Raw genomic sequence first — 20414 nt, 5'->3', positions numbered from 1 at the left:
CGTGCTCACTCGGCCGCTACGGCGGGCACCACCGATGAGGACGGCGCGTAGCGCCTGATCATCTCGCCGCAGAATTCGGCGAAAAGCTCCGGCTCGCGCGGCGGGCTCGTGTGGTGCGGCTCGATGCCGAGATGTTCGGGCGTGAAGCAGAAGGTCACCGTCACGTCGAAGTCGCGAAGCGCTTCCATCTGCCGGTCGAACCAGCGCAGCGCGTCCGGCCTGAAGCTGTCCGCCCAGGACAGGCCCGTGCGGAGATAGGTGACGCCGAGCCGCTTCATCCAGGCGACCGCCTCGTCGAGCCGGTGATCCTCGAAGTGGAACCACTGGCAGATGCCGAGCTCCGGCGTGAACTCGGAGAATATCTCGGCCGCGGGTTTCGGCGAGCCGTCCTCACGCAGGATCCCCATGTGGAAGTGGCGGTAATAGGAGGAGCCCTCGGCCTCCTTGTGGCGGGTCGTGGCCTCCCAGGCCTTCGGCAGGTCGTAGAGGCTGTACCAGTGAATGCGCGGCGCCTTGCCGATGAGAAGCTCGGCCGTGCGGCGCAGCCCCCAGACCTGAACTTCCTCGGCCCCGAAGGTCGAGATGCCGACTTCGCTGACCCAGATCGGCTTGTTCGTGACGGCCCGGATCTCGTCGATCTTCGCCGGCCATTCGTGGACCTGCCAGAGGTTCCAGTCGAGCGGGAAGCCGTGGACGGCGATCGCGTCCACATTGTCCATCACGCCATAGCCCGTGAGCAGGTTCACGAAATGCGGGTCGATCGGCGACATGCCGCCGACCACGCGGGGGAGGTGTGCGTTCTCGGCCCGGATCGCCTGGCCGGCGAGATTGACCATGTGGCCGAACTTCGACCAGTCCGGATCGAGGTTCGGGTCCCAGTGCGACTTGTTGTTGGGCTCATTCCAGATCATCGCCGCTTCGATCACGGGCGAACTCCTCTTGCGGGGTAGACCGGCCCGTTCCAGGGCGTGGCATCGACCTCGACGCGGCGGCAGACGAAAACCTCTTCCTCGGGATGAGCGAGGATCTCGAACCCGGCCGAGCGCAGCATCGCGGCCGAGCCGGCGGCGTTGGGCGCCCACCAATTGGTCGGGTCGTTCGAGTAGCTGTGCTCGATGAAGTGCAGCTTCGGGTAGCCCGGGCTGTCGAACATCGCCGTGTCCCAGAAATCGGCGTTCTGCGGGACCTCGTCGATCTGGGCGGAGCCGCGCTGCAGCGACTGGTAGACGAGGAGGTCGCCGGCGACGTGCTCGTGGATCAGGTCGAGCGCGAGAAGCGGGTGCCGGAGGTGGTAGAGCACCCCCATGAAGATCACGACGTCGAAGCGCTCCCCGAGCGCTCCCACGTCGTAGACGGAGAGCTGCCGGAACTCGATGTCATGGCCGGTCACCTCGGCCGCGAAGCGAGCCTGGGCGAGGTAGTCCTCGTCGAAATCGATCCCGAGCACGCGGGCGGCGCCCCGCTTCTTCATCTCGATCGAGTAGAAGCCGCCGTTGCAGCCGATATCGAGGACCGACTTGCCCGTCAGGTCTTCCGGGAGCGCGTGGGCAAATCCCCGGAACTTCACGCCGGGATAATCTCCCAGGAAATGGTCGGGCGCGGTCCAGACGCCGCCGAGATCCATGTTGTGGAACCACGGCCCTAGCGCCTCCGCTCTCCGGCGTATCTCGTCCGGGGAGAACGGTTTTGTCATCCGGCTGAAACCTCTTCCTTGATGGCTGATCGTGGAGGGCCGCCCGTCGTCTCGCGGGCGGCTTTTGCGGCGCCCGGGGCATGCATGCCCGACAGCAGGGTGATGGCGGAGCGGTATCCGCCGAGCGTGCCGACATCGACATAGGACTGTCCGGCCTTCACGCCGACCGCGCCCCCGCCCCGGGCGAGGTACGCGTTGACGAGCGTCCCGATGAACTCGTCCTCGCAGTCGCGCTCGCGCCAGAGCGCATGCAGTTCGTGCAGCACCCAGCCGGGCATCTTGAAGGCGCCCCAGATCCAGCGCGAGCTGGCATCGGGCCGCTTCACCTGGATCTCGAGGACGCGGTTCGCCTCATCGAGCAGCACGGCATCGAAGAATTCCGGCCGCTCGACCGGGAAGAGCAGGAAGGAGAGAGTGTCGTCCGGAAGATCCGCCAGGGCGTTGTCGGGGAACCAGACCGTATCGGGAAGCCCGACGATGACCGGCTCATCCTGACGGACGAACGGCACGGAGCGGAAGATCGCGTCGCAGAGCCCCGCCGCCTGCGGCTGGACGACGTAGGAGATGGCGGCTTCGCCGAACGAGCCCCCGAAATAGGCGAGGATGTCCGACTTCCCCGGGGAGATGACGAAGCAGATCTTGTCGGCGCCGCCCTTGATCATCCGCTCGGCGAGATATTCGGAGACCGCGCAGGGCCGCTCCACCCCGTCATGGAGGCGGCTGCCGACCGGGAGCAGCTCCTTCGAGAAGGCGAGCGGCTGGATACGGCTGCCGCGCCCCGCGGCCGGGATGATGCCCCACATGGGTCAGGCCTCCACCAGTGCCGGCGTGGGCCGAAGCGCCTCGCTGACGAGTTGCTCCAGCTCGATCGCCCGCCGAACCGAGGTGTGCTCCGCAAGCGTCCGCTCGCGAGCCGCCTTGGCGATGCGATTCAACTCGGCATCGGAGAGATCGATCGCGGCGAGCGCATCCTCGGTGGTCTCGGCCGTCAGGATCTCGGCATCAGGCGCGAAGAACGCGTCGAGCCCCTCCCAGGTGTCGGAGAGGATCGGAACGCCGCAGGAAGCCGCCTCGAACAGCCGGCCGGATGGGCACCAACCCATCGCGGCCATCGCCTCCCGGGTGACGTTCAGGGTGAGCCGTCCGGAGCAGAAGAAGGCGGGGTGCTCGTCGGGCGGCAGGTGGCGGACGAAGAAGATGTTGTCCGTCCAGGGAAAATCCTGCGGGTACTGCGCCCCGCCGATCAGGAAGCGCCGCCCCGGCCGGAGCCGGGCGGGCTCGACGAAGAGCTGCTCGAGGGCCGCCTGCCGGTCCGCCGCATAGGTGCCGAGATAGGAGAGGTCCGCCCGGAAGCGCTCCAGCGGCGCTGCCGGCCGGTGCGTCTCGGGATCGACATGCCCGTAGAGCGGCGCCACGCGGCGGGCGCCGAGGCGGCTCTTCAGCTCGTCGAGGGCAACGCCGCCCGTGTAGCTGAGCACGAGATCGAAGCCGGCGAGCCCGTCCGGCCCGATATATCCGGTGGTCTCGCCGCGAGCCATCCGGGACAGGGTGACGGGCGTATCGAGGTCGTAGAACACCCGCAGCGCGCCCCGCGCATCCAGGACGGCCTCCGTCGCGGCCAGACCGTCCGGGCAATAGGACGTGACCATCGCGACATCGGCATCGGCAATCTCTGCGGCCGCCCTCCCCCGGATGGATTCCCAGTCGGGGTAGAGGACGAGCCGGCCTCCTGGGATCTCGTGGAGGTCACGATTCTCCGCGTAGTAGGGCGTATCCCGCTCGAAGAACACGACCTCGTGTCCGCGTCCCGCGAGCGCGCGGCAGAGGCCCCGCCACAGGGTCGCGTGGCCGTTTCCCCACGAGGAGGAGATCGTCAGGCCGAAGACGACGATCTTCATGGGGCACACCGCTCGTTCAGGCTCAGGACCTTGCCGCCGCCATCCCAGAGGACGATTGCGGAGATCGAGGCGGGCTCGACCTCGAAGGCGTAGTAGCGGTCGAGCGACAGGCCGAGCACGCCGCAGATCGCGGCCTTGATCACGTCGGCGTGCGAGACCGTCACGACGCGCCCGCCGGGATGGCGCAGCCGGATCGCGTCCAGCTCGGCGAGGACGCGCTCCTGGACGGAAAGCATCCGCTCCCCGCCGGGCGCCTCGGCGCCACCTCGCTCCGCATTCCAGCGCTGCCAGCGCGGATCCGGCCCGAGCTCCGCAAAGCCCCTGCCCGTCCAGGCACCGACATCGATCTCGTTCAATCGAGGTGCGAGCGTCATCTGCACACCGGCCGAAGCGGCGATCGGTTCGGCCGTCTCGCGGGCGCGCTCCAGCGGGCTCGAGTAGATGGCCGCGAGTTGCTCTCCCGAGAACCGCTCCGCCAGCCGGGCCGCCTGGGCTCGCCCTCTCTCCCCGAGGCTCACGCCCGGCATTCGCCCGCACAGGATGCGATCCACTCGATCATGCGCGGCATGACGCACGAGAAAGATCGTTGTTCCCGAATCCGCCACCGGCTCAGGCAGTTCCTTTCACGAAGGCGTCCACGAGGTCCCTCGCCTCGTGGTCGGTGAATTGCTGCGGCGGCGACTTCATGAAGTAGCTCGAAGGTCCGGTCAGCGCGCCGCCGATGCCGCGGTCCAGCGCGATCTTGGCGCATCGCACCGCATCGATGACGATGCCGGCCGAGTTCGGCGAATCCCACACTTCGAGCTTCAGCTCGACATTCAGCGGCACGCCCCCGAAGGTCGTGCCCTCGAGCCGGATATGCGCCCATTTCCGGTCGGTCAGCCAGGGCACGAAATCGCTCGGCCCGACATGGACGTCGGAGGCCGGGAGCGGGATGTCGAGCTGGCTGGTCACGGCCTGCGTCTTCGAGATCTTCTTCGACTCGAGCCGCTCCCGCTCCAGCATGTTCTGAAAATCGGCATTGCCGCCGAAATTCAGCTGGTATGTCCGGTCCAGCCGCACGCCCCGCTCACGGAAGAGATTGGCGAGCGTGCGGTGCACGATCGTGGCCCCGACCTGGCTCTTGATGTCGTCCCCGATGATCGGGAGCTTCTTCGCCTCGAACCGCTTCCGCCATTCCGGATCGGACGCGATGAAGACCGGGATGCAGTTGACGAAGGCGCAGCCGGCCTCGAGCGCCTGCTCGGCATAGAAGCGCGTCGCCTTCTCGGAACCGACCGGCAGGTAGGAGACGAGGATCTCGGTCTTGGTCCGGTCGAGGACCTCGGCGACGTTGCAGGCTGGCGCCTCCGATTCCTCCACCTCGTCGCGCAGGTAGCGGCCGAGCCCGTCGAAGGTAGGCCCGCGCTCGACCGTGACGCCCGTGCGGGCCACATCCGCGAAGCGATGCGTGTTGTTCGGCGCCACCCAGATTGCCTCGGCGACGTCCTTGCCGACCTTCCGGGCATTGATGTCGAAGGCGGATGCGATCTCGATGTCGCTGACGTGATAGCCGCCGAGCTCGACATGCATGAGCCCCGGCACGGGCTCGTTCGAGCGGGCGTCCCGATAATAGGTCAGGCCCTGTACGAGAGACGACGCACAATTCCCGACACCGACGATACCGACCCTGAGGCTGCCGCTCACTGCATCTCTCCGGCTGTCCAGGTCGCGAGAGGCCGCGGCTCTGAATCCCAAACTCTCCACTGAACAAGCCGGCGCTTGAACATGGACGGATCCCCGCCGGAGGGCGGGGCACAAAGCCGGAACTTACCTTTCATGGCACGGAGCCGGAAGCACAGCGCGCAACCCCAAGTCGCTAATCCCCTCATTGTCCAGCGGCGTACCAAACGCGGAACTCGGCCGTTTGCTCCAGGTTCTCCGCTCCGCTTCGCGATGCTTTTGGGAACATGGCAAAAACCTCACGCCCCCGCAGGGAAACCCCGCCCCGTGCGGAGGGAGCCGAACTCGTTCTGCCCACCGACGAGGGAATGCGTGCGGTCCGCCTCCTTTCACTTGCCCGTGATGCGGGCGCGAAAGGCCTCATCTACGTCGTCGGGAGCGAGGCGAAGATCGAGCGCATGGCGCGCCTGCTTTGGGGCCTCGCGACCGACATCCAGGCCCTCATCTTCCCGCCGTGGGATTGCCTGCCCTACGATCGTTCCCCTCCCTCGGCCCGGACGATGGGGCTGCGGGTCGCCGCGCTCTCATGGTTGGCAAGCGGACCGGACCGCCCCTGGATCCTCATCACCACCTCCGAAGGGCTGGTGCAGCGCGTGCCGCCGCGCGGCGTGTGGGAGAACTCCACGATCCGGCTCTCGCGCGGCGACGAGATCGATCGCGACTGGCTCGAAGCGGAGCTCACCCGGATCGGCTACCGCGATGACGACCGCGTGGACGAGGCCGGCGAGTTTGCGATCCGGGGCCATGTCGTCGACGTGTTCCCGGCGGGATACTACCTGCCCGTCCGGATCGAGCACGAGGATGGGCGGATCACGGCCATCGCCTCCTTCGAGGCCGCGACCCAGCGCCGGACGGACGAATTCGAGGAGCTGACGCTCCGCCCGGTTTCGGAAGCGATCACGCCCAATCGCAACGGCGGGGAACCCATGCCGGTCGAGCATCGGCTTCCGCTGCTCTATCCCGCCCTCGAGACCCTGGTCGATTACGCACCGGAGGCCTCGGTCCTCCTGGAGGCACGGGCCGAGGACCGGCGAACGGCGTTCCTCGAGCAGATCGCCGATGCCCACGAGGGCCGAAAGCGGCTGGAGGCCGGCGGGCATGCGCCGGCTCCGGATCGGCTGTACCTCGACGAGGAGGCCTGGGGCAGGCTCGCCGACGCGCGGCCCGTCCTCCGCATCCTCGAAGGCGACGCGTCCGACACCGCCGTTCCATCCTTCGCGGCGGAGGCACGGCCCGCGGAGGCCCTACGGCGCTTTCTCCAAGGGGAGCGGAAGGCGGGCCGGCGCATTCTCGCGACCGCGGCCAGTGAGCGCGACCTGAAGCGGATCTCCCGATCGGTCGAGCGGGCCGCCGGCACGCCGTGCGAACCCGTCGATGATTGGGACGAGATCCTCGCGGCGGAGCCCGGGGCGGTTCTGTCGATGGTGCTCGACCTCGAGCGCGGCTTCGTTGACGGGGAAGCCGGCGTGGTCGCGATCGCCCCCACCGATCTGCTGGGCAGCCGCGCACGCAAGTCGGGAGCCGAGCGGGTCGAGGCCGAAATCTTCGGCGAGGAGGAGTTTCGCATCGGCGACGCCGTGATCCATTTGGAGCATGGCCTCGGCCTGCTGGAGGGCCTCGAGACCGTCTCCGCAGGTGGCGAGGACGTCACCGACACGATCCGGCTCACCTATGCCGGCGATGCCAAGCTGATGGTCCCCGTTTCCGACATCGACCTGATGTGGCGCTACGGCTCGGGTGAGCATGCAAGCCTCGACAGGCTGGGAGGGGAGTCGTGGCCGAAGCGGCGCGCGAAGGTCGAATCGGAGATCAACGAGGCAGCGGCCGAGCTCGCCCGCATCGCGGCAGAGCGCCGGGCGATCGAAGCGCCGGAGATCCGCCCGCCCCGGCGTGAATACGAGCGTTTCGTTTCGCGCTTTCCCTTCAGCACGACCATCGATCAAGCTACGTCGGTCGCCGACATCCTCGACGACCTCTCCTCCGGCCGGGCCATGGACCGGCTGGTCTGCGGCGATGTCGGCTTCGGCAAAACGGAGGTGGCACTGCGCGCGGCGGCAGCCGTGGCCCTGGCCGGCAAGCAGGTGGCGATCGTCGCGCCCACCACCGTGCTGGTGCGCCAGCACCTGCAGACTTTCGCCCGCCGCTTCGCCGAGTTCGGCATCGAGGTCGCCCACCTGTCGCGACTGGTGAAGCCAGCCGAGGCGAAGGCCGTAAAGGCCGGCTTGAAGGACGGGACGGTTCGGGTCGTGGTCGGAACCCATGCGCTCGCCGCGAAGGGCGTCTCGTTCGACGATCTCGGCCTCCTCGTCATCGACGAGGAGCAGCGTTTCGGCGCCGCGCACAAGGAGCGGCTGCGGGCACTCGGCCAGAACGCGCATGTCCTCACGCTGACGGCGACACCGATCCCCCGCACGCTCCAATCCGCTCTGGTCGGCCTGCAGGATGTCAGTGTGCTGGCGACGCCCCCGGCGGAGCGGCAGCCGGTACGAACTTTCGTCGCCCCCTTCGACGGCGTGACCGTCAGGGCCGCCCTGCTCCGGGAGCGCCGGCGCGGCGGCCAAAGCTTCCTCGTCTGCCCACGGATCGAGGATATCGAGCCGATGGTCGCCCAGCTCGCCGACCTCGTCCCGGAACTCCGGGTCTTCGTGGCGCACGGAAAGCTGCCCGCCGAGGAGATCGACGAGACGATGGTGCGCTTCGCCGACGGCGAGGGCGACGTGCTGCTCGCGACCAACATCATCGAGAGCGGGCTGGACGTTCCCCGGGCCAACACCATCATCGTCTGGCGCGCGAACATGTTCGGTCTGGCGCAGTTGCACCAGCTGCGCGGACGCGTCGGCCGAGGGCGGCCGCGTGGCGTTGCCTATCTCCTGACCGACCCGGAGGAGGAAGTATCGGAGGAGACCCGGAAGCGCCTGGGCACCCTGGAGCGCCTGGACCGCCTCGGAGCAGGCTTTGCCATCAGCGCCGAGGACCTGGAGCAGCGAGGCGCAGGCGATCTTTTGGGCGACACGCAGGCCGGCCATGTGAAGCTCATCGGTGGCGGGCTCTATCGCCGTCTGCTCGAGCGCGCCCTTCTGACGGCGCGAGGCGAGACACCGCCGGAGGAATGGGTGCCGGAGCTGAACATCGGCGTCGCGGCCCGCATTCCGCCCTCCTATGTGCCCGAGCCGGAGGTGCGCCTGAACCTCTACGCCCGGATGGCACGCTCCCTCGATCGGGCCGCGGAAGCCCGGATCGCCGACGAGATCGAGGACCGCTTCGGAGCGTATCCGGGCGAGGTCGAAGCGCTTCTGGCGGTCAACCGCCTGAAGCGTCTCTGCAGGGAGGCAGGGGTGGCCCGCGTCGATGCCGGCCCACAGGCGATCGCGCTGACCTTCAAGGATCGGGACGAGGACGACGCGGCGATCAAGGCGCTCGTCGACCGGACCGAGACGCTCGACTGGCGCAATGGGCGACTCGTATCGGCGACGCCGACGGACGAGATGGATACCCGTCTCGAGGCAGTCGAGGAGTTGCTGGCCGCCCTCAGACGCGGCACCCGGATTCGACAGGACAAGCCGAGCGTCATGGCTTAAGGCGGGCGCAGCCGCCGGAACCCCGATCGCCCAATGCTCCGCAAGCTCGTCCTGCCCTTCCTGGCCCTCTCGCTCCTGACCGGATGCGCGGTCGAGACCTTCACGTACACGATGGACCGCTATGGCGAAGTGAAGGGCGTGCGCGTTCGCCTCGGCTGCAACGACGCCTATGAGGTGTTCGATCGCAAGGACGCGGCCAGCTTCGTCGTGGTCACCAACCCCGTGAACGAGGCCGTCGCTGGAAACTGCCCGGGCCTCGCGGGCCTGCCGAAAGCCGAACGCAGGCGTCGCACGGCAGAGATCTATCTGGTCGAGACCACGTCCCGGCCGGAATGCCGCATCACGCGCGAAACTCCCCTGACGGACTTCCACACCGAGTACGATTACCGGTGCTCCGACCCGCGGCAGGTGGCCCGGGCTTCACGCCGCGCTCCGGATCCTCTCCGCTAGCAGCCCTGGCAGAGCGAGCGCGTGGCCCGGCGCATGCGGTCGTTCCAGCGCTTGTGCCGCTCCTCCTCCCGGCGACGGGCTTCCTGGTTGGCGATATCCGGGCCGGCCTGACGCTGCAGCGCGGACGGGTTCGCCTTTGCGCCCGGTCGCGCTGTGGTCGCGTCCTGAGCGAACGACGGCGATGCATGCCCGGCGAGGCAAAGCGCAGCAGCCAGCATCCAGCGTCGCATCACGGTCTCCTCCGGCGCACCACCCGCCGTGCCAGTACGGTGGAGCAGGTTGACCTCTCGCTGTCCATCCGCCAAGCGGTCTTCTTCAATCGTTCTAACGTTGACCGCCTTGACGCACGACACATTCCTTGCCCGGCTCGAGGGCACCGCGCGCGACATCGAGAGCCTTCTCGGTGACCTTCTCTCGCCGGCTCAGCTGGACGGCGAGATCGCGCGTCCCGCTCTCCTCCTCGACGCCATGCGCTACGCCATGCTGGGCGGCGGGAAGCGGCTGAGGCCCCACCTCGTGGTCGAGGCTGCGCGCCTATTCGGCAGCGAGGGCGTGGGCCCGCTGCGGGCGGGCGCAGCCGTGGAATGCATCCATGGCTACAGCCTCGTGCATGACGACCTGCCTGCCATGGACGACGACGCGCTCCGGCGCGGCAAGCCGACCGTTCACAAGGCCTATGACGAGGCGACGGCGATCCTCGCCGGCGACGCCCTCCAGACCCTCGCGTTCGACATTCTGGCCGACGAGGCCACCGATCCCGACCCCGCGATCCGCATTCAGCTCACCCTGGCGCTTGCGCGCTCGTCCGGCCTCGGCGGGATGGTCGGGGGCCAGATGCTCGATCTCGAAGCCGAGGGACGCTTCACCGCCGAAGGCAAGCCGATTCCGGGGGACGAGACCTCCACCTTGCGGCTGCAGGCGATGAAGACGGGGGCGATCCTCGCGTCATCGGTGCAGATGGGCTCCATTCTCGGGCGGGCGAGCGAGGCTGACCGGCAAGCGCTTGCGGTTTATGGCCGCGCCCTGGGCCAGGCCTTCCAGATCGCCGACGATCTTCTCGACGCAGAAGGCGAGGCCGCAACGGTCGGAAAGGCGACCGGAAAGGATGCCGCCAAAGGTAAGTCGACCCTCGTCTCGCTGCTCGGCGCAAGCAATGCCCGGCTTCGCCTCGCATCGCTGGTCGATGAAGCAGAACGTGCGTTGTCCCCATTCGGGGAGCGAGCCGACGTGTTGAGGCAGACCGCCAGATTTGTTGCAGAAAGGCGCAACTGAAGGGTTTGCCGGTATCCTTAACGCGGATTCCGGTTCTCTTTTTCGCAGAAACGGTGCAGGACGTATGGTAACCAGAACGACCATCGAGAGTCCGGCGTTGCCAGTATCCTCTTCCATTCTCGACAAAATCCCGACCCCGGAAGAGCTGAGGCAGCTCCCCGAGAGTGATCTCCGGGAGGTCGCCGAGGCGGTACGGGTGGATATGATCGACTCCGTGTCCGTCACCGGCGGTCACCTCGGGGCCGGATTGGGCGTGGTCGAGCTGACCGTCGCCCTCCACTATGTTTTCGACACGCCGCGCGACCGTCTGATCTGGGACGTCGGCCACCAGGCCTACCCGCACAAGATCATGACCGGCCGGCGCGATCGCATGCGCTCCCTGCGCCAGGGCGGAGGCCTCTCCGGCTTCACGAAGCGCGCCGAGAGCGAATACGACCCGTTCGGGGCGGCCCACTCGTCCACGTCGATCTCGGCCGGCCTCGGCATGGCCGTCGCGCGCGACATCCAGGGCGGGAAGAACAACGTCATCGCCGTGATCGGCGACGGGGCGATGTCGGCCGGCATGGCCTATGAGGCGATGAACAATGCCGGCGCTGCCAATTCGCGCCTGATCGTCATCCTCAACGACAACGACATGTCGATCGCGCCGCCGACCGGCGCCATGTCGGCCTATCTTGCGCGTCTCGTCTCGGGGAAGACCTATCGCTCGCTTCGCGAGATCGGGAAGCAGCTCGCCAACCACCTGCCGAAGTTCTTCCACGACAAGGCGCTGAAGGCCGAGGAATACGCCCGCGGCTTCGTGACCGGCGGGACGATGTTCGAAGAACTCGGCTTCTACTACGTGGGGCCGATCGACGGGCACAACCTCGATCACCTTCTCCCCGTGCTCAAGAACGTGCGCGATGCGGAGACGGGCCCGATCCTCGTCCACGTCGTGACTCAGAAGGGCAAGGGCTACGCCCCGGCGGAGGCCGCGGCCGACAAGTACCACGGCGTCGTTCCCTTCGATGTCGTGACCGGGACGCAGGCCAAGGCCAAGGCGAACGCCCCGTCCTACACGAAGGTCTTCGCCGAGAGCCTCGCCAAGGAGGCTCGGCACGACGACAAGATCGTCGCCATCACGGCCGCCATGCCATCCGGCACCGGGCTCGACCTGTTCGGCAAGGAATTCCCCGGCCGCACCTTCGACGTCGGCATCGCCGAGCAGCACGCCGTGACCTTCGCGGCCGGCCTCGCGACCGAGGGCCTGAAGCCGTTCTGCGCGATCTACTCGACCTTTCTGCAGCGCGCCTACGACCAGGTCGTGCACGACGTGTCGATCCAGAAGCTTCCCGTGCGCTTCGCGCTCGACCGCGCCGGCCTCGTCGGGGCCGACGGTCCGACCCATGCCGGCTCCTTCGACATCTCCTATCTCGGCTGCCTGCCGGAGATGGTGATCATGGCGGCGGGCGACGAAGCCGAGCTCGTCCACATGGTCGCGACTGCCGCCGCCTATGACGAGGGCCCGATCGCCTTCCGCTTCCCGCGCGGTGAGGGCGTCGGCATCGAGATGCCGGAGCGCGGTATTCCGCTCGAGATCGGCCGCGGCCGCATCGTGAAGGAAGGCACCCGCGTCGCGCTCGTGTCGCTCGGCACGCGGCTCGCCGAGGCCCTCAAGGCCGCCGAGGAGCTCGAGGCCCGCGGCCTGTCGACCACCGTTGCCGACGCGCGCTTCGCCAAGCCGCTCGACGAGGACCTCATCCTGCGGCTGGCCCGCGAGCACGAGGTGCTGATCACGATCGAGGAAAACTCGATCGGCGGCTTCGGCTCCTTCGTGCTTCACCTCCTGTCGGACCGCGGCATGCTCGACCGTGGCCTGAAGGTGCGCTCGATGATCCTGCCGGACCTCTACATCGACCACGACAAGCCGGACCGCATGTACGCGCAGGCCGGTCTCGACGCACAGTCGATCGTCCGCCGGGTGTTCGAGATCCTGGGCCGCAACGCCGCCGCCCTGAAGGCCCGCGCCTGAGCCGGATCGAGGGTGCATGGCCGGGGTGGCCGGAGAGCGCGATCGCGTCCTGGTAACCGGTGCCTCCGGCTTCCTCGGCTCGGCGATCGCCAACGTCTTCCGTGACGCGGGATTCGCCGTGCGGGTCATGGTGCGCGGCACCTCGCCCCGCACCAACCTGTCGGAGGAGGACGAGGTCGTCACCGGCGACCTCACGAAGCCCGAGACGCTCGGGCCGGCCCTGAAGGGCGCCCGCTATCTCGTCCATGCTGCCGCCGATTACCGGCTATGGGCCAAGCGCCCGCAGGACCTCATCGACGCCAATGTCGAGGGCAGCCGGAACATCATGCGAGCCGCGCTGGAGCAGGGCGTGGAGCGGGTCGTCTACACCTCGAGCGTCGCCACGATCACGCCGGGCCACGACGAGACCCACCCCCTCACGCCCGAGACGGCGATCGGCATCTACAAGCGCTCCAAGGTGCTGGCGGAGCGCGCCGTCGAGGAGATGATCGAGCGGGACGGGCTGCCGGCCGTCATCGTGAACCCGTCCACGCCGATTGGCCCGCGCGATGTAAAGCCGACGCCCACCGGGCGTGTCATCGTGGAGGCGGCGTCCGGCAAGATGCCCGGCTTCGTCGATACCGGCCTCAATCTCGCGCATGTGGATGACGTGGCGGCCGGCCACCTGCTTGCGCTCCGCCACGGCCGTATCGGCGAGCGCTACATTCTCGGTGGCGAGAACGTCTTGCTGTCCCGCATGCTGGCCGATATCGCGGAGATCGTCGGCCGACGCCCGCCGAGCCTGCGCATCCCGCGGCTGGCGGTCTGGCCGCTGGCGGTCGGGGCGGAGGCGGTTGCGCAGATCACGGGCCGCGAGCCCTTCGTGAGCCGCGATGCTTTGAGGATGGCGGCGTACAAGATGTTCTTCGACGACAGCAAGGCCCGGCGTGAGCTCGGCTATGTCTCGCGGCCTTACCGCCAGGGCCTCGTCGACGCGATCGGCTGGTTCCGCCAGGCGAGGTATGTCCCGTGACTACCGCCACCGACGCCAAGTCCGGGAAGGGCCACAAGGACGAGAACTTCCCCGTCGCCTCGCGCCTCATCAGCCCGCGGCATCGCGGCCCGATCCTCGCCTTCTACCGCTTCGTCCGCGCCGCCGACGACGTCTCCGACCACGCGACGCTGTCTCCGGACGAGAAGTTGCGGATGCTCGACGGCCTCGAGGCAGCCTTGACGGGCAAAGGCCCTACGGATCCGGAAGCGGAGCCGCTGCGGCGCGCCCTGGCCGAGCGGGGATTGTCGCCGAAACACGCGCAGGACCTGCTGGACGCCTTCCGGCTCGACGCCCGCAAGACCCGCTATGCCGATTGGGGCGAGCTGATGGGCTATTGCGCCCTTTCGGCGATGCCGGTCGGCAGGTTCGTGCTCGACGTCCACGGCGAGGATCGCCGCACCTGGGCCGCTTCCGACGCCCTTTGCGCCGCCCTTCAGGTGATCAACCACCTGCAGGATTGCGCGAAGGATTACCGCTCCCTCGACCGGGTCTATCTGACCGCCGATACGCTGGCCCGCCATGGAGCGCGGGTCGAGGAGCTCTCGGCGGCATCCGCCTCCCCTGCCCTCCTCGCGGTCATCCGGGAGCTGAACGAGGGTTGCGCGGCGCTTCTCCGGGAGAGCGCGGTCTTCCCATCGATCATCGCCGACCGCCGCCTCGCGATGGAGGTCGCCGTGATCCAGAGCCTCGCCGAGTCGCTGGCCGGCAAGCTTCGGACGAAGGATCCGCTCAGCGAGCGCGTGCATGCGACGAAGCCCGAGGCCCTCCTTGCCGCCGGCACGGGGGTTACCAAGGCAATCCTCCAGCGGATGACCGGGCGCGGCATCCGTGCTCAGGCGAAGCTCGCGCCATGAGCGCCGCTGCCTCGACCGAGAACGCCTCGGAGCTGCCGGCCTCCGGCAGCTCGTTCTACCTCGGCATGCGTATCCTCCCGAAGGCGCAGCGGGAGGCGATGTACGCGATCTACGGCTTCTGCCGGGATGTCGACGACATCGCAGACTCGCCCGGGCCGCGCGAGGGCCGCATCGAGGCGCTGAACGGCTGGCGCGACGACATCGAGGCGCTCTATCGCGGCGAGGTCCGCCCAAACACCGCGGCGCTCGCCCCGCATGTGCGGCCTTTCCGGCTGCAGAAGCAGAGTTTCCACGACGTCATCGACGGCATGGAGATGGACGTCGTCGATACGGTCCGGGCGCCGGATTGGGAGACGCTCGACCTCTACTGCGACCGCGTCGCGAGCGCGGTCGGCCGCCTCTCCGCGCGGGTTTTCGGCCTCGGGGATGCCGATGCGGACCAGCTGGCGCATCATCTCGGCCGCGCCCTGCAGCTCACCAACATCCTGCGCGATATCGACGAGGACGCGGAGATCGGCCGGCTCTATATTCCCCGCGAGGGGCTGGTGCGCGCGGGAATCGATGCCCGCGACCCCGCCCGCGTGCTGGCCCATCCCGGGCTCCCGAAGGTCTGCGCCGAGGTCGCCGAACGCGCCCGCTCGCATTACCGGGACGCCGACGCGGTCATGTCGCGGCAGCCGCGCCGGCTCGTCCGCGCGCCGCGCATGATGGAAGCGGCCTACCGCTCGGTTCTGGAGCGCACGATGAAACGCGGCTTCGCGCCGCCACGTGCTCGCGTCAGCACGGGCAAGCTGCGGGTGCTCGCGGCCCTGATCCGTTACGGGATCGCCTGATCATGCGTGTCGTCCACGTGGTCGGCGCAGGTCTCGCCGGCCTCAGCGCAGCCGTGCGCCTGGCAGAGGCCGGGCAACGCGTCATCCTCTACGAGGCCGCCAAGCAGGCCGGCGGACGCTGCCGCTCCTATTTCGACCCGGGGCTCGGCCTCGAGATCGACAACGGCAACCATCTCCTCCTCTCCGGCAACCGCTCGGCGCTCTCCTATGTCGAGCTGACCGGCGGCTCGGCGGCGCTGACGGTTGCCGAGGAAGCGGCCTTCGACTTCGCAGATCTCCGCAGTGGCGAGCGCTGGCGTCTCCGTCCCAACCGCGGGCGGCTGCCCTGGTGGATCCTCGTTGGATCCCGCCGCGTACCCGGCACGCGGGCATCCGACTATCTCGCACCCGCCCGGCTGCTCGGCGCTGCCGCGGAGACGCGCATTGCGGACGTGATGCGGTGCTCGGGCGCGCTCTACGACCGGCTCTGGAAGCCGGTCCTGCTTTCCGCCCTCAACACGGAGGTCCCGGAGGCCTCGGCTCGCCTCGCAGGAGCGATCGTCCGCGAAAGCCTCGGCGCGGGTGGAGACGCATCCCGCCCCGTCGTCGCCACGGGCGGCCTGGCGGCGGCCTTCGTGGATCCAGCGATCGCCTACCTGAAGCGACAGGGTGGCGAGATTCGGTTCGGCGAGAGGCTGCGAGCAATCACGGCAGCTGACGGCATTGTTCGGCAGCTGGGTTTCGCCGGGGGTGAGCTAACGCTGGGGGCTGAGGACGCGGTGGTGATGGCCGTGCCGCCCTGGGTTGCAGGCGACCTCCTGCCGCAGGTTCCCATGCCCGATGACCATCGCGGCATCCTGAACGTGCATTTTCGCGCGCCGCCGCCGCCAGGGCAGCCGCTTTTCGTCGGCACGATCGGCGGCATCTCGGAATGGGTGTTCGCCTATCCGGACCGCATGTCCGTCACGGTCAGCGCGGCCGACCGCCTGTTCGACACCGAGCGCGAGGAGCTTGCCCGGACGATCTGGGGTGAGGTCGCCAAGGTTGCGGGTCTGCCTGCCGAGCTTCCGCCCTGGCAGATCGTGAAGGAGAAGCGCGCGACGTTCGCAGCCACGCCACAGCAGGATGCGCGACGGCCGGCCGCTACCACCGGTTACGCGAACCTCGCCCTCGCCGGTGACTGGACCCAGACGGGGTTGCCCGCGACGATCGAAGGGGCGATACGCTCCGGCGAAACTGCCGCCCGTGTGTTGCGGCGCGGCGATACCGGCATTTCGCGTTTCGTGTCAAAGGCGTAGGCGTGAACTTCATTTCCCCGCTCCGAGACGGAGCTTTCTCGAATTCAGTACCCGCGGATCTCGATGAGCGCATCGAGACCGCAACCGACGCGCTTCTCGCCGCGCGCCGGAGCGACGGGCATTGGTGCTTCGAGCTCGAGGCCGACGCCACGATCCCGTCCGAGTACGTCCTCCTCCGCCATTTCCTCGGCGAGGCCGACGATCTCGAACTCGAGCGGAAGATCGGAAACTATCTCCGTCGCATCCAGGGCGACCACGGCGGCTGGCCGCTCTTCCACGGCGGCGACTTCGACATCAGCGCGACCGTGAAGGCCTACTACGCGCTGAAGATGATCGGCGACGACATCGATGCGCCGCACATGGTGCGCGCCCGCGAGGGGATCCTCGCCCGGGGCGGCGCGGCGGCAGCAAATGTCTTCACGCGGTTCCAGCTCGCCCTCTACGGCGAGATCGGCTGGGATCAGGTGCCCACGATGCCGGTCGAGCTGATGCTCGCCCCCAAGTGGTTCCCGATCCATCTGTCGAAGATGTCGTACTGGGCCCGGACGGTCATTGTGCCGCTCCTGGTCCTGCAGGTCCTGAAACCGCTCGCCCGCAATCCCCGTGGCGTGCGCGTACAGGAGCTGTTCGCGCCCCCGGGCTCGCCCCCGCCTCCCAAGAAGCCGAGCCACGCGCACCCAGCCTGGGCAACCTTCTTCAACGGCCTCGACGTCGTGTTGAAGAAGGTCGACCCGTTCTGGCCATCGCGGGTGCGGGGTAGCGCGATCGCGCGTGCCGTCGCCTTCACCACCGAGCGCCTCAACGGCGAGGATGGCCTGGGCGCGATCTATCCGGCGATGGCGAACTCCGTGATGATGTTCGACGCCGTCGGGTATCCGGACACGCATCCCGACCGGGCCATCGCAAGGCGATCAATCGAAAATCTCCTCGTCGTGAAGGCGGACGAGGCCTATTGCCAGCCGTGCGTCTCGCCGGTCTGGGATACGGCGCTCGCAAGCCATGCCCTTCTCGAGACTGGCGATCCAAAGGCTGAACGCGCTGCACTCGATGGGGCGACGTGGCTCCGTCCGCGGCAGATCCTCGACGTCGCCGGGGACTGGGCGGAGAACCGACCGGGCCTGCGGCCGGGCGGATGGGCGTTCCAGTACGGCAACGACCACTATCCCGACACCGACGACACCGCTGTCGTCGCCATGGCCATGGACCGCCTGCGCGCAAAGTACCCGGAAGCTGCGGCGAACGACGAGGCCATCGAGCGCGCCTGCGAATGGATCGCCGGCATGCAGAGCCAGAACGGCGGCTGGGGCGCCTTCGATATCGACAACACCTACCACTACCTCAACAACATCCCCTTCGCGGATCACGGCGCGCTGCTCGACCCGCCGACCGTGGACGTGTCCGCGCGCTGCGTCGGAATGCTGGCGCAGCTCGGGGAGCCGAAGGACAGCCCGCGCATGCAGCAGGCGCTGGCCTACGTGCTGAAAGACCAGGAGGCCGACGGCAGCTGGTTCGGGCGTTGGGGCGTCAATTACATCTACGGCACCTGGTCGGCGCTCTGCGCGCTGAACGCGGCCGGCATGGACCCGCAATCGGAGCCTGTGCGGAAGGCCGTGAACTGGCTCGTCTCGATCCAGAACCCGGATGGCGGCTGGGGCGAGGACTGCGACAGCTACAAGCTCGACTACAAGGGCTACGAGCCTGCGGATTCTCGCGCCTCGCAGACGGCCTGGGCGCTGCTCGGCCTGATGGCGGCGGGCGAGGCGGATAACCCGGCGGTGGCCCGCGGTATCGCCTATTTGGCGGCTACGCAGCGGCCCGATGGCCTGTGGCCGGAGGAGGATTACACGGGCGGCGGCTTCCCGCGCGTCTTCTACCTCCGCTATCACGGTTACGCGAAGTACTTCCCACTCTGGGCGATGGCGCGCTACCGCAACCTGCAGCGCTCGAACTCGCGTCAGGTCTCCTGGGGGCTGTGACACCCGTTCCGGCGAAAGCCGGCGAGCCGCGCATCCTGGCCGTCACGGGACTGACGAAGGAAGCCCGCATCGCAGCAGGGCCCGGCATCCTCGCCATCGCGGGCGGGGGAAATAGTCCGGTGCTCCGGGCCAGGCTGGAGGCTACCGAGCCTCGCGGCCTCAAGGCCGTCGTGAGCTTCGGTATCGCCGGTGCGCTCGAGCCGGGTCTTCGCGTCGGCGATGTCCTGCTCGCGACCGAGATCAGGAGCTCTGCCGGGCGCTGGACCGCCGACCCGGCGTTTCGTGCCCGCTGGGCCGAGGGCCTCGGCGTGGCCGATATTCCCCTGGTCGCGTGCCCCCTCGTGGGGGTGGACGAGCCGCTTCTCACCCCGGGTGCGAAACAGGCCCTGTTCGCAGCCTCGGGAGCGGACGCGGTGGATATGGAATCTCACATCGCGGCCGAGTTCGCCGCGCGGCACGGTCTGCCCTTCGGGGCGATCCGGGTCATTTCCGACAGGGCGGACCACGTGCTGCCGCCCGCCGCCGGTACAGCCATGAGGCCCGACGGATCCGTCGATGTACTCGGCGTGATGATGTCGGTGGCGCGGTCGCCGCGCCAGATCCCCGCCCTGGTTGCAACGGCGCGGGATGCCGCCGTCGCGTTCCGTGTCTTAGGCCGCGTTCGCGGCCTTCTGAGCCTGGGCGGCGGCCTTCTCGGCCTGGATCTCTGACAGCTTCTTCTGCACGTTGCGCGAGAAGACGTATTCCGCCGGGCGCTGCTTATCGAGCGGGATCTCCGGCGCCATCGGGCCGTCGGTCTTGATGCCGAACAAGGCGACTTTCGCGCCGACCCAGGGGCGGCGGAAGATGTCGTTCACGGCGGTCGCCTCGAAGCCAGAATGGACCATGCAATCGGCGCACTTCTCGTAGTTGCCGACGCCGTAATTGTCCCAGTTCGTGTCTTCCATCAACTCCTTGAAGGTCTTCGCGTAGCCTTCGCCGAGGAGGTAGCAGGGCTTCTGCCAGCCGAACACGGTGCGGGTCGGGTTGCCCCAAGGCGTGCACTTGTAGGTCTGGTTTCCGGCAAGGAAATCGAGGAACATCAGGGACTGGTTGAAGGCCCACTTCTTGCCGCCCCGGCCGCGGCTGAACACGCCGCGGAAGATCTCCTTGGTCTTGGCGCGGTTCAGGAAGTGCTTCTGGTCCGGCGCGCGCTCATAGGCATAGCCGGGCGACACCGTGATGCCGTCGACGCCGAGCTCCGTCACCGTGTCGAAGAACTTCGCGATGCGCTCCGGCTCCGCATCGTTGAAGAAGGTGCAGTTGATCGTGACCCGGAAGCCCTTCTGCTTGGCGAGCTTCAGGGCCGCGACGGCCTTCTCGTACACGCCGGCCTTGCAGACCGACTTGTCGTGCATCTGCTCGTCGCCATCGAGGTGGATCGACCAGGTGAAGTAGGGCGACGGCTTGTATTCGTCGATCTTCTTCTCGAGCAGCAAAGCGTTCGTGCAGACGATCGCGTACTTCTTCCGGGCGATGATGCCCTGGACGATCTTCGGCAGATCCTTGTGGATCAGCGGCTCGCCGCCCGCCATGACAATGACGGGAGCGCCGCACTCATCCACCGCGCCGAGCGCGTCTTCGACCGAGATGCGCTTGTTGAGGATCTCGTCCGGGTAATCGATCTTCCCGCAGCCCGCGCAGGCGAGGTTGCAGCGGAACAACGGCTCCAGCATCAGGACCAGCGGATACCGCTTGTTGCCCTTCAGGTGCTGCTTGACGATGTAGGACCCGACGTCGACGACTTGGCGGAGAGGAATACCCACGGAGCTTTCTCG

18 protein-coding genes are annotated in these 20414 nt (G+C 68.0%); 10 read left to right on the top strand and 8 right to left on the bottom strand.

What is annotated here, in order from left to right; translation table 11 throughout:
• Nucleotides 1–5 precede the first annotated feature (5 nt).
• The 6 genes from ACO2SS_RS13270 to ACO2SS_RS13245 are packed head-to-tail and all read right to left on the bottom strand — an operon-like array spanning nucleotide 6 to nucleotide 5277.
• A complete protein-coding gene (locus ACO2SS_RS13270; protein ID WP_423278150.1) occupies nucleotides 6–926 on the bottom strand; it encodes a beta-xylosidase in 921 nt (306 codons plus the stop codon).
• Nucleotides 923–1693, bottom strand: a complete 771-nt coding sequence (locus ACO2SS_RS13265; protein WP_423278149.1) for a TIGR04290 family methyltransferase — start codon at nucleotides 1691–1693, stop codon at nucleotides 923–925. The genes ACO2SS_RS13270 and ACO2SS_RS13265 overlap by 4 nt, the downstream gene beginning before the upstream one ends.
• A complete protein-coding gene (locus ACO2SS_RS13260; RefSeq protein ID WP_423278148.1) occupies nucleotides 1690–2496 on the bottom strand; it encodes a sugar phosphate nucleotidyltransferase in 807 nt (268 codons plus the stop codon). Before ACO2SS_RS13260 ends, ACO2SS_RS13265 begins: the two co-directional genes overlap by 4 nt.
• Before the next feature lie 3 nt (nucleotides 2497–2499).
• On the bottom strand, nucleotides 2500–3591 hold the full coding sequence (locus ACO2SS_RS13255; protein WP_423278147.1) for a CgeB family protein: 1092 nt from the start codon (nucleotides 3589–3591) through the stop codon (nucleotides 2500–2502).
• Entirely contained in the window at nucleotides 3588–4166 is a 579-nt protein-coding gene (locus ACO2SS_RS13250; protein WP_423278146.1) for a histidine phosphatase family protein, read from the bottom strand. Before ACO2SS_RS13250 ends, ACO2SS_RS13255 begins: the two co-directional genes overlap by 4 nt.
• A gap of 34 nt (nucleotides 4167–4200) precedes the next feature.
• Nucleotides 4201–5277, bottom strand: a complete 1077-nt coding sequence (locus tag ACO2SS_RS13245) for an inositol-3-phosphate synthase (protein WP_423278145.1) — start codon at nucleotides 5275–5277, stop codon at nucleotides 4201–4203.
• 344 nt (nucleotides 5278–5621) lie between these two features.
• Between ACO2SS_RS13245 and mfd the strand changes: the two genes are divergently transcribed.
• Entirely contained in the window at nucleotides 5622–8891 is a 3270-nt protein-coding gene (gene mfd / locus ACO2SS_RS13240; protein WP_423278144.1) for a transcription-repair coupling factor, read from the top strand.
• A 33-nt stretch (nucleotides 8892–8924) separates the two neighbouring features.
• Complete coding sequence (locus ACO2SS_RS13235) at nucleotides 8925–9341, top strand: hypothetical protein (RefSeq protein ID WP_423278143.1); 417 nt, start codon at nucleotides 8925–8927, stop codon at nucleotides 9339–9341.
• On the opposite strand, the gene ACO2SS_RS13230 is transcribed toward ACO2SS_RS13235, so the two are convergent.
• Nucleotides 9338–9571 carry a hypothetical protein gene (locus tag ACO2SS_RS13230; protein WP_423278142.1) on the bottom strand — a complete coding sequence of 78 codons (234 nt, stop codon included), beginning with the start codon at nucleotides 9569–9571 and terminating at the stop codon, nucleotides 9338–9340. The genes ACO2SS_RS13235 and ACO2SS_RS13230 overlap by 4 nt on opposite strands.
• 109 nt (nucleotides 9572–9680) lie before the next feature.
• Between ACO2SS_RS13230 and ACO2SS_RS13225 the strand changes: the two genes are divergently transcribed.
• The 8 genes from ACO2SS_RS13225 (at nucleotide 9681) to ACO2SS_RS13190 (ending at nucleotide 19307) form a co-directional block, all read left to right on the top strand.
• Complete coding sequence (locus tag ACO2SS_RS13225) at nucleotides 9681–10613, top strand: polyprenyl synthetase family protein (protein ID WP_423278141.1); 933 nt, start codon at nucleotides 9681–9683, stop codon at nucleotides 10611–10613.
• Nucleotides 10614–10677: 64 nt separating this feature from the next.
• On the top strand, nucleotides 10678–12624 hold the full coding sequence (gene dxs / locus ACO2SS_RS13220; protein ID WP_423278140.1) for a 1-deoxy-D-xylulose-5-phosphate synthase: 1947 nt from the start codon (nucleotides 10678–10680) through the stop codon (nucleotides 12622–12624).
• 16 nt (nucleotides 12625–12640) lie between these two features.
• Complete coding sequence (hpnA, locus tag ACO2SS_RS13215) at nucleotides 12641–13636, top strand: hopanoid-associated sugar epimerase (RefSeq protein WP_423278139.1); 996 nt, start codon at nucleotides 12641–12643, stop codon at nucleotides 13634–13636.
• Nucleotides 13633–14511: a squalene synthase HpnC gene (hpnC, locus tag ACO2SS_RS13210; RefSeq protein WP_423278138.1), complete on the top strand. Its 879-nt coding sequence runs from the start codon at nucleotides 13633–13635 to the stop codon at nucleotides 14509–14511. The genes hpnA and hpnC overlap by 4 nt, the downstream gene beginning before the upstream one ends.
• Complete coding sequence (gene hpnD / locus ACO2SS_RS13205; RefSeq protein WP_423278137.1) at nucleotides 14508–15344, top strand: presqualene diphosphate synthase HpnD; 837 nt, start codon at nucleotides 14508–14510, stop codon at nucleotides 15342–15344. The genes hpnC and hpnD overlap by 4 nt, the downstream gene beginning before the upstream one ends.
• Before the next feature lie 2 nt (nucleotides 15345–15346).
• On the top strand, nucleotides 15347–16621 hold the full coding sequence (gene hpnE / locus ACO2SS_RS13200) for a hydroxysqualene dehydroxylase HpnE (RefSeq protein WP_423278136.1): 1275 nt from the start codon (nucleotides 15347–15349) through the stop codon (nucleotides 16619–16621).
• Between the two features lie 2 nt (nucleotides 16622–16623).
• Entirely contained in the window at nucleotides 16624–18597 is a 1974-nt protein-coding gene (gene shc, locus ACO2SS_RS13195) for a squalene--hopene cyclase (RefSeq protein WP_423278135.1), read from the top strand.
• Nucleotides 18594–19307, top strand: a complete 714-nt coding sequence (locus tag ACO2SS_RS13190) for a phosphorylase (RefSeq protein WP_423278134.1) — start codon at nucleotides 18594–18596, stop codon at nucleotides 19305–19307. Before shc ends, ACO2SS_RS13190 begins: the two co-directional genes overlap by 4 nt.
• On the opposite strand, the gene hpnH is transcribed toward ACO2SS_RS13190, so the two are convergent.
• Entirely contained in the window at nucleotides 19248–20402 is a 1155-nt protein-coding gene (hpnH, locus tag ACO2SS_RS13185) for an adenosyl-hopene transferase HpnH (RefSeq protein ID WP_423278133.1), read from the bottom strand. The two genes, ACO2SS_RS13190 and hpnH, sit on opposite strands and share 60 nt — an antisense overlap.
• Nucleotides 20403–20414: the final 12 nt, after the last annotated feature.

This window comes from Enterovirga sp. CN4-39, assembly GCF_049446235.1.
Lineage (GTDB): Bacteria > Pseudomonadota > Alphaproteobacteria > Rhizobiales > Beijerinckiaceae > Enterovirga.
The sequence above is the reverse complement of the archived record's forward strand: the minus strand, read 5'-3'. Positions and strand labels throughout refer to the sequence as shown.